The organism is Pseudomonas sp. F3-2 (assembly GCF_038804275.1).
Classification (GTDB): domain Bacteria; phylum Pseudomonadota; class Gammaproteobacteria; order Pseudomonadales; family Pseudomonadaceae; genus Aquipseudomonas.
Map to the genome: position 1 here is coordinate 1,479,419 of NZ_CP152388.1, position 14,023 is coordinate 1,493,441.

Annotated in this window: 14 protein-coding genes and 1 riboswitch; of the genes, 9 read left to right on the plus strand and 5 right to left on the minus strand. The window is 61.4% G+C overall.

Annotated elements, in window-relative coordinates; genetic code table 11:
* Positions 1–18 precede the first annotated feature (18 nt).
* Complete coding sequence (locus AAGQ88_RS06755; protein WP_285425127.1) at positions 19–561, plus strand: DUF2058 domain-containing protein; 543 nt, start codon at positions 19–21, stop codon at positions 559–561.
* A 52-nt stretch (positions 562–613) separates the two neighbouring features.
* On the opposite strand, the gene AAGQ88_RS06760 is transcribed toward AAGQ88_RS06755, so the two are convergent.
* The 4 genes from AAGQ88_RS06760 to purM form a co-directional block, all read right to left on the minus strand.
* Positions 614–805 carry a hypothetical protein gene (locus AAGQ88_RS06760; RefSeq protein ID WP_062380056.1) on the minus strand — a complete coding sequence of 64 codons (192 nt, stop codon included), beginning with the start codon at positions 803–805 and terminating at the stop codon, positions 614–616.
* Between the two features lie 1,111 nt (positions 806–1,916).
* The gene (locus AAGQ88_RS06765) at positions 1,917–2,633 is read right to left on the minus strand and encodes a DUF3108 domain-containing protein (RefSeq protein WP_285425126.1); all 717 of its coding nucleotides are present in this window, start codon (positions 2,631–2,633) and stop codon (positions 1,917–1,919) included.
* 18 nt (positions 2,634–2,651) lie between these two features.
* Positions 2,652–3,305, minus strand: coding sequence for a phosphoribosylglycinamide formyltransferase (gene purN / locus AAGQ88_RS06770; RefSeq protein ID WP_342654800.1), 654 nt, complete (start codon positions 3,303–3,305; stop codon positions 2,652–2,654).
* An 8-nt stretch (positions 3,306–3,313) separates the two neighbouring features.
* Positions 3,314–4,372 (minus strand): phosphoribosylformylglycinamidine cyclo-ligase, encoded by a 1,059-nt coding sequence (purM, locus tag AAGQ88_RS06775; RefSeq protein ID WP_093460788.1) that lies wholly within the window; start codon positions 4,370–4,372, stop codon positions 3,314–3,316.
* Positions 4,373–4,717: 345 nt separating this feature from the next.
* Here purM and AAGQ88_RS06780 point away from each other — a divergent pair, with 345 nt between their 5' ends.
* The 6 genes from AAGQ88_RS06780 to AAGQ88_RS06805 all read left to right on the plus strand — a co-directional run bounded on the left by AAGQ88_RS06780 (position 4,718) and on the right by AAGQ88_RS06805 (position 10,053).
* Positions 4,718–5,779, plus strand: a complete 1,062-nt coding sequence (locus AAGQ88_RS06780) for a DUF2066 domain-containing protein (protein WP_342655754.1) — start codon at positions 4,718–4,720, stop codon at positions 5,777–5,779.
* A 54-nt stretch (positions 5,780–5,833) separates the two neighbouring features.
* Entirely contained in the window at positions 5,834–6,907 is a 1,074-nt protein-coding gene (locus AAGQ88_RS06785) for an AI-2E family transporter (protein WP_285425125.1), read from the plus strand.
* A gap of 258 nt (positions 6,908–7,165) precedes the next feature.
* A complete protein-coding gene (gene hda / locus AAGQ88_RS06790) occupies positions 7,166–7,870 on the plus strand; it encodes a DnaA regulatory inactivator Hda (RefSeq protein ID WP_093460782.1) in 705 nt (234 codons plus the stop codon).
* Positions 7,867–8,652 (plus strand): NAD-dependent deacylase, encoded by a 786-nt coding sequence (locus AAGQ88_RS06795; RefSeq protein ID WP_342654801.1) that lies wholly within the window; start codon positions 7,867–7,869, stop codon positions 8,650–8,652. Before hda ends, AAGQ88_RS06795 begins: the two co-directional genes overlap by 4 nt.
* A gap of 66 nt (positions 8,653–8,718) precedes the next feature.
* Positions 8,719–9,408: a C40 family peptidase gene (locus tag AAGQ88_RS06800; protein ID WP_285425123.1), complete on the plus strand. Its 690-nt coding sequence runs from the start codon at positions 8,719–8,721 to the stop codon at positions 9,406–9,408.
* Positions 9,409–9,516: 108 nt separating this feature from the next.
* Positions 9,517–10,053 (plus strand): C40 family peptidase, encoded by a 537-nt coding sequence (locus tag AAGQ88_RS06805; protein ID WP_285425122.1) that lies wholly within the window; start codon positions 9,517–9,519, stop codon positions 10,051–10,053.
* 180 nt (positions 10,054–10,233) lie between these two features.
* Here AAGQ88_RS06805 and AAGQ88_RS06810 read toward each other — a convergent pair whose 3' ends face one another.
* A complete protein-coding gene (locus AAGQ88_RS06810; protein ID WP_285425121.1) occupies positions 10,234–11,571 on the minus strand; it encodes a sorbosone dehydrogenase family protein in 1,338 nt (445 codons plus the stop codon).
* A 124-nt stretch (positions 11,572–11,695) separates the two neighbouring features.
* A riboswitch (cobalamin riboswitch) is annotated at positions 11,696–11,931 on the plus strand.
* 112 nt (positions 11,932–12,043) lie between these two features.
* On the opposite strand from AAGQ88_RS06810, the gene cobO reads away from it, so the two are divergent.
* On the plus strand, positions 12,044–12,655 hold the full coding sequence (cobO, locus tag AAGQ88_RS06815; RefSeq protein WP_342654802.1) for a cob(I)yrinic acid a,c-diamide adenosyltransferase: 612 nt from the start codon (positions 12,044–12,046) through the stop codon (positions 12,653–12,655).
* Positions 12,652–13,953 (plus strand): cobyrinate a,c-diamide synthase, encoded by a 1,302-nt coding sequence (locus tag AAGQ88_RS06820; protein ID WP_342654803.1) that lies wholly within the window; start codon positions 12,652–12,654, stop codon positions 13,951–13,953. The genes cobO and AAGQ88_RS06820 overlap by 4 nt, the downstream gene beginning before the upstream one ends.
* Positions 13,954–14,023: the final 70 nt, after the last annotated feature.

The following is a 14,023-nucleotide window of genomic DNA, read 5'->3' on the forward strand; positions in this document are numbered from 1 at the left end:
GTCAGAGAGAGAAAACACATGGCGGGTATTTCCCTTCGTGACCAGTTGCTCAAGGCAGGTCTGGTCAACGAAAAACAGGCCAAGCAGGCCGCCAAGAGCAAGCAGAAAGAACAGCGTCTGGTGCACAAGGGGCAGGCCGTCGCCGACGATGCCGCCCAGCGCGCCGCGCAGGAAGCGATGGCCGAGAAAGCCAGGCGCGACCAGGAACTGAATCGTCAGCAACAGGAAAAGGCCGAGCAGAAAGCTCGCACCGCGCAGGTCAAGCAACTGATCGAAGCGACCCGTCTGCCCAAGCTGACCACCGAGGATTACTACAACTTCGTCGACGACAAGAAGGTCAAGCGCCTGTCGGTCAACGCGCTGATGCGCAGCAAGCTCAGCAACGGGTCGCTGGCCATCGTCCATCATGGCGGCACTTACGAGGTCATCCCGCGCGAGGCGGCGCTCAAGGTTCAGGAGCGCGATCCGCGGCGCATCGTCTTGTTGAGCGAGCCGACTGAAGAGCCGGATGGCGATGATCCATATGCCGCCTACAAGATCCCTGATGATCTGATGTGGTAAAGCCTGAAACGACAAAACCCGCCGAGGCGGGTTTTGTCTTGTTGCGATTCCGTTATTGCGAGTTGCTCGCTGCCTTCTTGGCTTCCAGTTCCGCGAGCTCTGCTGCGTAACGCTGTGCGTCCGATTCGTGGTGAAACATCCCTACCAACTGGTCTTGCTGGCGAACATCCCAGATTTGAATGCCATCCGCGATGCTTTCGTGGGAGATGTGGGCGTCGTCGCGTTCAGTAACAGTTACCGTCATAGTGAAAACTCCTGACTCTTTGATATCTGCGGCAGGACGTCGCAGTGGTTCCTTTATAGGATTTGGTAGCTTGCTAAGTAAATGAGCGATTCCGGTAAGAGTTTTTTACCGATTCGGTAACAGTGGCTAACTGATTGTTTTAACTGGGATGCGGCGTTTTGTCGCACTCGTTTGAAGGGCGTGAAGAAAGTTTCATGTTCGGTTGGGGAACAGGGGGCGTCGCTGAATTGGCGGTCGGTGTTTTGTTCTGAGGTTTGAGGAGCGGGGGCAGGTGCAGCCGCGGAGTGCCTGGCGAAATCGAGTTGATTGGTTTTGCTACCGCTGCGCGGCAGTTCGCGGGACAAGCCACGCTCCTACACGATCAGCGTCGAGCTGAAGGTGTGTGAACGGGTTGCCTTAATGGAGTAGGAGCGCGCTTGCCCGCGATCTGCCGGGAACCGGCAGCAAGGCCGCTGTATGCGGAGTGCCTGGCGAAATCGAGTTGATTGGTTTTGCTACCGCTGCGCGGCAGTTCGCGGGGCAAGCCACGCTCCTACAGGGTCAGCGTCGCGCTGAAGATGTGTGAACGGGTTGCCTTAACGGAGTAGGAGCGCGCTTGCCCGCGATCTCCTGACATCCGACGCCTTCCCGGCTAAAGCCGGTCCTACGAAAAGCTTGCAGTGTCTGTAGGACCGGCTTCAGCCGGGAAGGGGCCGGTGCATCCTGAGGAAATGCATCGGTTGAAAATCAGGCTTCGAGGGCGCGCTCCTACACGATCAGCGTCGCGCTGAGGATGTGTGACGGGCATCGAACCGGTGGGAGTGAGCTTGCTCACGAAGGCAATATTCCAGTCACCCTCGCAGTGCCTGAGATGCCGTATCGCGGGCAAGCCACGCTCCCACAGGATCAGCGTCGCGCTGAAGATGTGTGACGGGCATCGAACCGGTGGGAGTGAGCTTGCTCGAAGACAATTTTCCAGTCGCCCCTGCAGTGCCTGAGATGCCGCATCGCCGGCAGCGCGCTGCTACTGAATCAGTGCCGCAGTGCTTGAGCGATTAGCCTTGGCTGATCCGAAACCGATCCAATAAAAAACCCCGCCAGTTGGCGGGGTTTCGGGAGGGCGGGGCTTGGGTCAGCTGCCTTTTACAGCTTTACCGTTCACCGAGCCTTCCTGCAGCATGATGTTGTACTCCTTGCCATCGGTTTCGACCTGCTGCAGGCGAACCAGCAGATAGTCGTAATCCTTGGCAAACCACATCACCGTGATGCGCTTGTTCTGCGTTGGATCGCGCACGCGTTCGACCTTGATGGCATCGACCGAGCCGACCTTGGTGTCGACCTTCTCGGTGCCCAGTACGCGGAAGTCGTAGGTGTCGACTTCATCGCCATCCACGACCTGGTAGGTCATGCTCTTCTTGCCTGCCGCCACGTCATGCTGCAGGGCCAGTTGATACGTGGACTTGTCGAGGACGCCGGTGTTCAGCGGGATTTTCACCGCATCGTTACGATCGGTCCCGGTGATGAACTTGGTCGGCCAGTCGAAAACCAGATCCACTGTCTTGCTTTTGCCAAGGCCACCACGTTCGAAGTGGTAGGTCTGCGGCAGCAACTGGTCCTTGTCGACCTTGAGGGTGCTCACTTCGGTCAGGCTGGCGATCATCATCGAAGCCTTGAAACTCAGGGTCCAGCTGCCGTTGGCGTTCTTTTCCAGGCTGCGGGTGGCACTGCCGCCGCCCACGGGCAGCTGTTTGAAGTCAGCGGTGTAGCTGGCGGAGAAAGGTTGAAGGTCTGCCGCGTTGACCGCAGGGAGCGCGAACAGAGCGAGAGCGAAGAGCAGAGCGCGACGCATAATATCTCCTGTCTTGGATTAGAGGGCCGGAATCAGGTGGCCGCTGGGTCCCAGTGGCTGGCCGTTCAATGATGCGCCATGTTCGCCGAGGGTCAATCGTCCTTCTGCGAACCAGCGAATGGCCAGTGGATAAATCAGATGTTCCTGGGTGTGAACCTTTTGCGCCAGTGTGGCAGGCGTGTCATGCGACTCTACCGAAACGACAGCTTGTACGACCAGAGGCCCCCCATCGAGTTCCTCGGTGACGAAGTGCACGCTGCAGCCGTGTTCGGCATCGCCAGCTTCCAGTACGCGCTGGTGCGTATGCAAGCCTTTATACAGGGGAAGCAGCGAGGGGTGAATGTTCAGCAGCCGGCCATGGTAGTGACGCACGAAGCCAGGTGTGAGGATTCGCATGAAGCCGGCAAGGACAACGAGCCCGGGCGTGAAGGTGTCGATCAGCTCGATCAGCGCGGCGTCGAAGGCCTGCCGGCCTTCATAGCCCTGATGGTCGAGGACGCGGGTTTCGATGCCCGCCTTCCTCGCGCGCTCCAGCCCGTAGGCATCGGCGCGGTTGGACACCACCGCGCGGATACGGGCCGGGCTCGAGTCTTCCTGAAAGCTGTCGATCATCGCTTGCAGGTTACCGCCAGTGCCGGACAGCAGCACCACCACATCACAGGGTTGAGGCATGTCAGGCATCAATGTGCCTTGAGGTTCTTCAGCTCGACTTGAGCGGCGCCTGGCGCAGCAGTGCCGATCTGGCCGATGACCCAAGGCTGTTCGCCCGCGTCACGCAGCGCTTTGAGGGAAGCTTCGACGTGTTCCTGAGCCACGCAGATGACCATGCCGACGCCGCAGTTCAGAACGCGGTGCATTTCGTGCTCGTCGACGTTGCCCTTTTCTTGCAGCCAGTCGAACACCGCTGGACGGGTCCAGCTGGCGACGTCGACGACGGCTTGAGCGCCTTCAGGCAGTACGCGCGGGATGTTGTCCAGCAGACCGCCGCCGGTGATGTGGGCCATGGCTTTGACCGCGCCGGTGTCCTTGATCAGCTTGAGCAGCTGCTTGACGTAGATGCGCGTCGGTGCCATCAGCAGGTCGGTCAGTGGCTTGCCGTCCAGCTGGATGGATTCGATGTCTGCGCCCGACACTTCGATGATCTTGCGGATCAGCGAGTAGCCGTTGGAATGTGGGCCGGAAGATGGCAGGGCGAGCAGGGCATCGCCCGCCTGGACCTTGGAGCCGTCGATGATGTCGGCCTTTTCCACGACGCCGACGCAGAAGCCGGCCAGATCGTAGTCTTCGCCTTCGTACATGCCAGGCATTTCAGCGGTTTCGCCGCCGACCAGCGAGCAGCCCGCCAGTTCGCAGCCAGCGCCGATGCCGGTGACCACCTGGGCGGCCGTGTCTACGTTCAGTTTGCCGGTGGCGTAGTAGTCGAGGAAGAACAGGGGTTCTGCGCCGCACACCACCAGGTCGTTCACGCACATGGCGACCAGGTCGATGCCGATGCTGTCGTGTTTGTTCAGGTTCAGCGCCAGGCGCAGCTTGGTGCCCACGCCGTCAGTGCCGCTGACCAGTACCGGCTGCTTGTAGCCCGCCGGAATTTCGCACAGAGCGCCGAAGCCCCCCAGGCCGCCCATCACTTCCGGGCGCTTGGTGCGCTTGGCGACGCTCTTGATGCGTTCGACCAATGCTTCACCGGCGTCGATGTCTACACCGGCGTCTTTGTAGCTCAGGGAGGGTTGCTTGCTCATGATCCAGGCCTTTAGGGGGGATTCGGGGTAACGACCGAGTGGGAACGGCTCGTGGCCGTGTCATCGCCGGTCTGCGAAGGCGCGCGATTTTATCAGGATTGGCTTCAAGCGGCCATCCTTGGGCCGACGGGCAGGGCCATGATGAAGAAAAAATAACCTGATTGCAGGCATCGCGGGGGCTGTCGGGGCTGGCCCGTTCGTCGGCGGCTATATAAGGTGTAAGTTCTTCGCCAGAGTGAGCGATTCGCGCCAACCTGCGGTCTGAGTCGTGCCAGACATTTTCACGCAGCTGTCCATACGCTGCCATTTGCCCATCGGGAATTTTCCATGCTTCCACCTTCATTCATGCGCCTGAAGAAATGCCTGTTCGTGGGCTGTCTGTCTCTGATCAGCCTGCCGGCGCTGGCCGAGACCGTGACCAACCTGTATCAGGTTCGCGAGCCCGTCAGCGGTCAGACCCCGGACGAGAAAACCCGCGCCACCCAGGCGGCCCTCGAGACCCTGGTGATTCGCCTGACCGGTGACGGCAAGGCCGCGCAAGGCCCGGGACTTGCCGACGTGCGCAAGGATCCGCAGCAGATCATCAGTCAATATGGCTACGACGCAGGGCCGCCCGAGACCTTGCAGGTCGATTTCGACCCGGCCAGTACCGACCGCGCATTGCGTCAGGCGGGGCTGTCATTGTGGGGCTCCAATCGCCCGGTAATCATGGCCTGGTGGCTGAACGATGCCACCGACGGCGCCAATCTGGTAGGCGACGGGCAGTCCTCTGCCGAACCGTTGCGCCGCGCCGCGCAGCATCGGGGTCTGCCGCTGCGTCTGCCGCTGGCGGACCTTGCCGAACAAGGCATCGGCAACGCGAAGACGCTGGATGGCAACGATGTGAAGCCTCTCAAGGAGGCGTCCGAGCGTTACGGTTCTGACGCGATTCTTGCCGTGCACGCGCAGGAAAATGGCGGTCAGTGGCAAGGCAAGTGGCATCTGTGGCTGGGCGACAAGATGGAGCAGGGCAGCGCGTCGGGAGCGAGTTCCGCAGAGTTGGCCGATGCGGTGCTGCTGGCGGTGAGTCAGCGTCTGGCGCCGCGTTTCGTGGTCAAGCCGGGCGCGTCATCCGGCATGGCGCTGGACGTGCAGGGCATGAATCTGGAGCGTTACGCGCAGCTGCTGCGCTTGCTGGAACCTTTCGGCGGGCGCCTCAAGTCGGTGGAGGGGGATCGCGTGGTGTTCGATGTCAGCGGCAGTGCGGACCAGTTGCGCTCGCAATTGTCCCTCGCAAAATTGCAGGAGGTGCCGGAGAGTGAAGTGGCCAGCGCGCCGGTCAACGCTGCACAGCCGCCGGTTGACGGCCCGACCCCAACGGCCCAGCCGCCAGTTGTTTCCGCGCCTGCATTGCACTTCCGCTGGTGAGCGGGTTCATAACGACGTTGCACGATGTACATCATCCGGGGTTGAGGGGCAGTAATGACTGATACGCGTCGTTGGTTCTGGCTGGGCGGGGTTGTCCTGCTCTGTCTGTTTATAGGGTTGCTGCACGCGATTCTGACGCCTTTTCTGGTGGCGCTGCTGCTGGCGTACATGGGCGATCCGCTGGCGGACCGGCTGGAAAAGCTGAAGATGTCGCGCACGCTCAGCGTGGTGACGGTGTTTGTGCTGTTCACGCTGATCTTCATGGGCCTGCTGCTGGTGCTGGTGCCCATGCTCGCCAAGCAGCTGTATCGCCTGTATGAACTGGCGCCACAGATCCTCGACTGGCTGCAGCACACGGCACTGCCCTGGACGCAGGCCAAGCTGGGTCTGGCGGACGGTTTCTGGAAGTTCGACAAGGTCAAGGCGGCCATTTCCGAGCACATGGGGCAGACGGGCGATATCGTCGGCATCGTGCTGGCGCAGGCCACGACCTCGACGCTTGCGCTGATCGGCTGGCTGACCAATCTGGTCCTCATTCCGGTGGTCTGCTTCTACTTGCTGCGCGACTGGGACGTGATGATGGCCAAGGTGCGCAGCCTGTTGCCGCGTCATCGCGAGAAGAAGATCGTCGCACTGGCGGACGAATGCCACGAAGTGCTCGGCGCGTTCATTCGCGGGCAGTTGCTGGTGATGGTCGCGCTGGGCGTGATCTACGCCGCAGGGCTGATGCTGGTCGGACTGGAGCTGGGTCTGTTGATCGGTGTCATCGCCGGGCTGGCGGCGATCGTGCCTTACATGGGCTTCGTGATCGGGATCGGGTCGGCCATCCTGGCGGGCCTCTTCCAGTTCGGCGGTGATCTGTATCCGATGCTGGGCATCATCGCGGTGTTCATGGTCGGACAGGCGCTGGAGGGTATGGTGCTGACGCCGCTGCTGGTGGGCGATCGTATCGGCCTGCATCCGGTGGCGGTCATCTTCGCCATTCTGGCGGGCGGCGAGCTGTTCGGCTTCACCGGCATCCTGCTGGCCTTGCCGGTGGCGGCAGTGATCATGGTGCTGGTGCGTCATGTCCACGATCTGTACAAGGATTCGGATATTTATGGCGGGATGGAAGATCCGGATCTCTGACCGTCAAGTGGGAGCCATGATCTCTGTGGAGCAAGCGGGGTTCCACAGATTTTTGGGCTCGGCCATCCCTGGAAGGTGGCCCGTAATCACGGATAAATGCCTGACTTTCGCAGGCAATCCGCGGCCTGGCCGGGTGCAGACGCAACCCTTTGATTTTGCAGGCGGTCTGGCGCATTGTGCGGCCCGGCCTGCGGGTATAAACTTTGCAGACTTTACACAGAGGCCCCTTGGCGGTTCGTCATGAACCGTTCAGCCAGCATGAAACCAGTTCAGCTGCCCCTGAGTGTGCGTCTGCGTGATGACGCCACCTTCATCAATTACTATCCAGGCGCCAATGCCGCTGCACTCGGCTACGTCGAGCGGCTGTGCGAAGCCGACGCCGGGTGGACCGAAAGCCTCATCTATCTCTGGGGCAAGCACGGAGTAGGGCGCACGCACCTGTTGCAGGCCGCGTGTCTGCGCTTTGAGCAACTGGGCGAGCCAGCGGTGTACCTGCCGATGGCTGAAGTGATTGATGAAGGCGTCGAGCTGTTCGACCACCTGGAGCAGTACGAACTGGTCTGTCTGGACGATCTGCAGGCCGTGGTCGGCAAGCCGGAGTGGGAAGAAGCCCTGTTTCACCTGTTCAACCGCTTGCGCGACAGTGGCCGGCGCCTGCTGATCGCAGCGTCCTGTTCTCCTCGCGAACTGCCGGTCAAACTGGCCGATCTCAAATCCCGACTGACCATGGCGCTGGTGTTCCAGATGCGTCTGCTGTCGGATGAAGAGAAGCTCCGCGCCCTGCAATTGCGTGCCTCCCGGCGTGGGCTGCACCTGACCGATGAAGTCGGCCATTTCATCCTGACCCGCGGTACGCGGAGCATGAGCGCGCTGTTCGACCTGCTCGAACAGCTCGATCAGGCCTCGCTTCAGGCGCAGCGCAAGTTGACCATTCCTTTCCTTAAAGAGACGCTCGGCTGGTGAGCCAGACGGAGGTCGATCCGACCCTCGTGCTGCAAACCGCAGCGGCTCTGCGTCACGCCAGAAGAATTCTGATCATCACCGGCGCGGGGTTATCCGCCGATTCCGGTCTGCCGACCTATCGGGGTGTCGGCGGTCTTTATAATGGCCAGACCCACGACGGCCTGCCGATCGAAATGGCGTTATCCGGGCCGATGCTGCGACGTGATCCTGCGTTGTGCTGGAAGTACATTGCCCAATTAGGCAGCGCTTGCCTGGCCGGGCAACCCAATGCGGCGCACTATGCCATCGCACAATTGCAGCGGTACAAGCCCGAATGCTGGGTGCTGACACAAAATGTTGACGGTTATCATCGTGCCGCGGGCAGCCCACCGGAACGGCTTATCGAAATTCATGGGCAGATGGCACCGCTGTATTGCCAGTCCTGCGGGGCGGAGGATCCGCAGCTGAGTGCCCATCTAGAGCGACCGCTGCCACCGCTATGCGCGCAATGCCACGGCGTCCTGAGGCCGCCGGTCGTCTTGTTCGAAGAAATGCTGCCAGAGCTGGCATTGAAAATGCTGTACGAAGAGATGGCAAAAGGCTTTGATGCTGTACTCAGCATTGGAACCACCGCCAGCTTCCCGTATATTCACGAGCCGATGTTGCGCACGAGGGTCACGGGAGGCTTTACCGCCGAGATAAACCCGTCGCCCACCGATCACTCCGATCACATGGATGCGTTTCTGAGGTGTAGAGCCTTAGATGTGATGGAGGACATCGTAAGTCACATTTGTTTCGATTGAATTTGCAAATGATGACGATAGAAGGCATAGTCTCGGCTTCTTTACATATTAGCCACGGTCGTGCCCATGCTAAATCGCTTCGCACCCCTCGTGCCTCTCGCACTCGTTTCGCTGTTGTTCGGCTGCGCGGCCCAGATGCCAGCGTCGCAACAACAGTCGCAGAGCCCGCAATTTAAGGACTCCGCAACCGCACAGACCGCCGCCAAGCGTGCTGATTATTCTTCTTCCGTGCTGGACGACGAGATCGCCACCGAAGATGAGCTGGCCCAGTTCTCCGACAACAAGCCGTACCAGTTGCCGGTTCTGGCCGACAGCATCCTGGAACGCGGCAAGTCGCTGATAGGGACCCGCTATCGTTTCGGCGGTACCTCGACCACTTCCGGTTTCGACTGCAGCGGTTTCATCGGCTATCTGTTCCGCGAAGAAGCCGGCATGAGCCTGCCTCGTTCTTCTCGTGAAATGATCAACATCGACGCGCCTCTGGTCAAACGCAACGACCTCAAGCCTGGCGATCTGCTGTTCTTCAGCACGGCCGGTCGCGGTCGCGTCAGCCACGCGGGCATTTACCTGGGGGATGATCAGTTCATTCATTCCAGCAGTCGTCGCAGTGGCGGTGTCCGTGTAGACAGTCTTGACGACGCCTACTGGGCCCGGACGTTCATCGAAGCCAAGCGCGCGCTGGCCATGGCACCTTCCAAGGTTCCAGAAACCACGACCGCCATGACCTCGACTACAATCAAGCGCCAACACCGGTAGCAGGGCCCGCAGCACCCCCTGCTTTGGCGTGCAACCGGGGAATCCCTGATTGCACGCAACGCCGGCTCCCGGCAAAGTAAGCCGCATCCCGCAAAGGTTGTTGTGTTTATGTCGTTTACGGTTCGCCTGGCTGTTGCTTCAATGGCTGCATTGCTGGCCGCTTGTTCCAGCAATCCACCGCCATCCCCTCCAAAGGTCGTTTCCAGGCCTGTCGTTTCCGCTCCCGCGCAGTTTTCTTCTCCTCTTGCAGATGACGTTTTGCTACGTGCCATCGGGCTCGTCGGCACGCCGTATCGCTGGGGCGGCAATACGCCGGATTCGGGGTTCGATTGCAGCGGCCTGATCGGCTACGTGTATCAGGGCGCGGCGGGAATCACGCTGCCACGCTCGACGCGTGACATGATCAATCTGCGCGGGCCGAACATCGATCGCAGCGAGCTGCAGACCGGCGATCTGGTGTTTTTCGCCACCGGCGGCGGGTCGAATGTCAGCCATGCCGGGATTTACGTGGGAGAAGGGCGCTTCGTGCATGCGCCAGCCACCGGCGGCACGGTCAAGCTGGACAGCCTCGACAAACCGTATTGGCAGAAAGCCTGGCTGAACGCAAAGCGCGTGATTCAGCCCTCGAACCTCGCCCGCCAGTAGTTACGCGATTCCTGTGGGAGCCAGCTTGCTGGCGATCGCGGTGTGTCATGTGACACTCAAGTGTCTGACCCTCCGCCTACCTTGTAGGAGCGCGCTTGCCCGCGATTGCGGCGTGTCAGTCGATATTTCCGGTCCGGACATACCGCCATCGCGGGCAAGCGCGCTCCTACAGGTCTGATGTCAATTGGAAGCCTGCGCCGTGCGCGCGGCTGTCACGCGCCAGATCTTGTTGCCGACGTCATCGGCCACCAACACGCCGCCCTTATTGTCGTTGACCACTCCCACCGGCCGGCCCTGCGCTTTTTCGTCCGCATTCAGAAAGCCGGTCAGCAGGTCGACCGGTGTACCGCTCGGCTTGCCGTCCTTAAAGGGAACGAACAGGACTTTATAACCACTGTGCGGTTTGCGGTTCCATGAGCCATGTTGCCCGACGAACAGCCCTTCATTGAACGGCGCGGGCAAGGATTTCCCGTCAGCGAACGCCAGGCCGAGCGAGGCTGTGTGCGGGCCGACGGCGAAATCAGGCGCGATGGCCTTCTGCACCAGCTCTGGATTCTGCGGCGTGACCCGCACATCCACATGCTGGCCGTAGTAACTGAACGGCCAGCCGTAGAACGCACCGTCCTGCACCGACGTCACGTAGTCGGGCACCAGGTCGCTGCCGATTTCGTCACGTTCGTTGACTGCCGTCCACAGCTTGCCGGTGTGCGGTTCCCAGTCCATGCCGTTGGGGTTGCGCAATCCTGAGGCGAAAATCCGGTGGTTACCCGTCGCGGCATCCACCTCCCAGATCGCTGCGCGGCCTTTTTCGGCGTCCAGACCGTTTTCCGCCACGTTACTGTTGGAGCCAACGGTCACGTACAGCTTGCTGCCGTCTTTGCTGGCGATCACGTTTTTGGTCCAGTGATGATTCAGCGTACCCCCAGGCAGGTCGGTGACTTTCAGCGGCTCGCCCTTGATCGATGTCTCGCCGGGGACGTAGTTGAAGCGCAGCAGGCGATCGGTGTCCGCCACGTAAAAATTGTTGCCGACCAGCGTCATGCCGAATGGTGAATTCAGATGATCGATGAACACGGTGCGGGTCTCCGCGACGCCATCGTGGTCGTTGTCGCGCAACAGGGTGATTCGGTTGGCGCTCGGGACACCTGCGCCTGCGCGGCCCATGACTTTTTTCATCACCCAGCCACGGATGCCCTTGCCATCGTCGGGTTTGGGCGGCTCGTTGGTTTCGGCGACCAGCACATCACCGTTGGGCAGCACGTACAGCCAGCGCGGGTGATCGAGGTTCTCCGCGAACGCCGCCACTTGTGTCCCGGGTGCCGCGGCGGGCTTGGCACCGGCTGGCCAGCCGACGGCCGGGGCGATGTTGACGGTGGGGATCAAGGTCTTGTTCGGCTCTGGCAGGCGGGGTGATGGCCCCGTCCCGTCGGACACCTGCAATCGGGACGACTCGCCACAAGCGGCGAGGCCGCCTGCAACTATCAGTAAAACCACAGCATGGGGCCTGAGCGTGAACATGATCGATCTCCCTTTCATGGCAGTCATGCAAGCGCATGTCTATGAGTAGAGGCGCGCCTGTGCGCGGGGTTCAACCGGCGCGGCGGATGCCGAGTCGATTGACGCTCTTTAGTCAACCCTCTAACCTTCGCCGATTGTTTCAGGTGCCTTGGGCCGCTCGCGGGCGACAGGGTGAAACAGGGAAGCCGGTGCGAGCGCCTTCATGCTCTATCCCGGCGCTGCCTCCGCAACGGTAAATGAGCAAATGCCACGCACGATGCCACTGTGTTCAGCGAACATGGGAAGGCGCGCGGCTTGAGGCGACAGATTGTGTGTCGCCACTCATGAGTCCGGAGACCGGCCTGATCCATTCAACAGCATCACGGAGGGCGATGCTCTGCGCAGGCGCGTGCCCATCGAGGTGACGACGCGTGCTGTCAGTCTTTGCCTGCGCCCTCCGTTTGCCACACCTGCCCTCAAGCGGAGAGCTGAGATGAGCGAATCCCCCGAACGTGACGAACGCCACCTGGCGCGCATGCTGCGCAAAAAAGCAGTGATGGACGAGCGCATTGCCAGCGCACCCAATGAATGCGGACTGTTGCTGGTTCTGACTGGCAACGGCAAAGGCAAAAGCAGCTCCGCTTTCGGCATGCTCGCACGCGCCATGGGCCACGGCATGCAGTGCGGCGTGGTGCAGTTCATCAAGGGTCGTAACAGCACGGGCGAAGAGCTGTTTTTCCGCCGTTTTCCCGAGCAGGTGCGCTATCACGTGATGGGCGAGGGGTTCACTTGGGAGACCCAGGACCGCCAGCGTGACATCGCGGCTGCCGAGGCCGCCTGGGCAGTGACTCAGGAAATGCTTCGCGACCCGACCATCGGCCTGGTGATTCTCGATGAGCTGAACATCGCCCTGAAGCATGGATACCTCGACCTTGAGCGTGTGCTGAGCGACCTGCAAGCCCGTCCGCCCATGCAACACGTGGTGATCACCGGCCGGGGCGCGAAACAGGAGCTCATCGATCTGTCCGATACGGTGTCGGAAATCGGCGTGATCAAGCATGCGTTTCACGCCGGCATCAAGGCGCAGAAGGGCATTGAATTGTGAGTGAGCGTGAACCCCGGCACTGCCCGGCCGTATTGATCGCAGCGCCTGCGTCCGGTCAGGGCAAGACTACGGTCACCGCAGCGCTCGCCCGGTTGCATCGCAATCAGGGGCGCCAGGTGCGCGTCTTCAAATGCGGCCCCGACTTTCTCGACCCCATGATTCTGGAGCGCGCCAGTGGTCATCCGGTGTATCAGCTGGACATGTGGATGGTGGGCGAGCAAGAAAGTCGCCGCCTGTTATGGGAAGCGGCCGCCGAGGCGGACCTGATCCTCATCGAAGGCGTCATGGGGCTGTTCGATGGCACGCCGTCCAGCGCCGACCTGGCGCGACGGTTTGGTGTGCCGGTGCTCGGTGTCATCGATGGCACGGCGATGGCTCAGACCTTTGGCGCGTTGGCGCTCGGGCTGGCCCGCTATCAACCGGACCTGCCTTTCGCCGGCGTGCTGGCTAATCGGGTCGGCACTGTGCGCCATGCGCAACTGCTCGAAGGCAGCCTCACGGAAGGCCTGCGTTGGTACGGGGCGTTGTCGCGAGAGACCGGGATCGAGCTGCCCAGCCGCCATCTGGGATTGGTTCAGGCGAGCGAGTTGAACGACCTCGACCTGCGTCTGGATGTCGCCGCCGATGCGCTGGCCAGTACGTGCGATGCAACGCTGCCGCCTCCGGTGAGTTTTTCGGCGCCTGATATCACCCCGGCGCAACCTTTGTTGGCGGGCGTTCGCATCGCCGTTGCCCACGATGAGGCGTTCGCGTTCACCTACGGCGCCAGCCTCGACCTGCTGCGCGCGATGGGGGCCGAGTTGTCATTTTTCTCGCCGATCCGCGATCAGCACCTGCCGAGCGCCGACAGCCTGTACCTGCCCGGCGGCTATCCGGAACTGCATCACGTTGCCCTGGGGCAGAACGTTTCGATGCTCAACGCCATTCGCGCGCACCATGCGGCAGGCAAGCCGCTGCTGGCCGAATGCGGCGGCATGTTGTACCTGCTCAATGCGTTGACCGACGTCGAAGGACAGCGCGCCGAGCTGGTCGGTCTGCTCGACGGCGAGGCGGTCATGCAAAAACGCCTTGCGGCGCTGGCGTTGCAGGCGGTCGAGCTGCCGGAAGGCACGCTGCGCGGGCACACGTATCATCATTCGCTGACCAGCACCGAACTCACACCGATTGCGCGCGGCGTCAGCCCCAACGGCGGCCGCGGTGCCGAAGCGGTGTATCGCGACGGCCGGATGACCGCCTCTTACGTGCACTTCTATTTCCCGTCCAATCCACAGGCGATGGCGGCGCTGTTCCTGCCATGAACCGCGCCCCCACAATCCCCATCGCGCCCGCCAAGGCAGAATCACCGATCCCTGTGGGAGCGAGCTCGCT

What these genes read in the sequence shown, in the direction of transcription:
- purN (WP_342654800.1), bottom strand. Translation starts at nt 3,305, where the DNA reads ATGCCTCAACCCTGTGATGTGGTGGTGCTGCTGTCCGGCACTGGCGGT.
- AAGQ88_RS06810 (WP_285425121.1), bottom strand. Translation starts at nt 11,571, where the DNA reads ATGTTCACGCTCAGGCCCCATGCTGTGGTTTTACTGATAGTTGCAGGC.
- AAGQ88_RS06755 (WP_285425127.1), top strand. Translation starts at nt 19, where the DNA reads ATGGCGGGTATTTCCCTTCGTGACCAGTTGCTCAAGGCAGGTCTGGTC.
- AAGQ88_RS06805 (WP_285425122.1), top strand. Translation starts at nt 9,517, where the DNA reads ATGTCGTTTACGGTTCGCCTGGCTGTTGCTTCAATGGCTGCATTGCTG.
- AAGQ88_RS06800 (WP_285425123.1), top strand. Translation starts at nt 8,719, where the DNA reads ATGCTAAATCGCTTCGCACCCCTCGTGCCTCTCGCACTCGTTTCGCTG.
- AAGQ88_RS06780 (WP_342655754.1), top strand. Translation starts at nt 4,718, where the DNA reads ATGCGCCTGAAGAAATGCCTGTTCGTGGGCTGTCTGTCTCTGATCAGC.
- AAGQ88_RS06765 (WP_285425126.1), bottom strand. Translation starts at nt 2,633, where the DNA reads ATGCGTCGCGCTCTGCTCTTCGCTCTCGCTCTGTTCGCGCTCCCTGCG.
- purM (WP_093460788.1), bottom strand. Translation starts at nt 4,372, where the DNA reads ATGAGCAAGCAACCCTCCCTGAGCTACAAAGACGCCGGTGTAGACATC.
- cobO (WP_342654802.1), top strand. Translation starts at nt 12,044, where the DNA reads ATGAGCGAATCCCCCGAACGTGACGAACGCCACCTGGCGCGCATGCTG.
- hda (WP_093460782.1), top strand. Translation starts at nt 7,166, where the DNA reads ATGAAACCAGTTCAGCTGCCCCTGAGTGTGCGTCTGCGTGATGACGCC.
- AAGQ88_RS06760 (WP_062380056.1), bottom strand. Translation starts at nt 805, where the DNA reads ATGACGGTAACTGTTACTGAACGCGACGACGCCCACATCTCCCACGAA.
- AAGQ88_RS06785 (WP_285425125.1), top strand. Translation starts at nt 5,834, where the DNA reads ATGACTGATACGCGTCGTTGGTTCTGGCTGGGCGGGGTTGTCCTGCTC.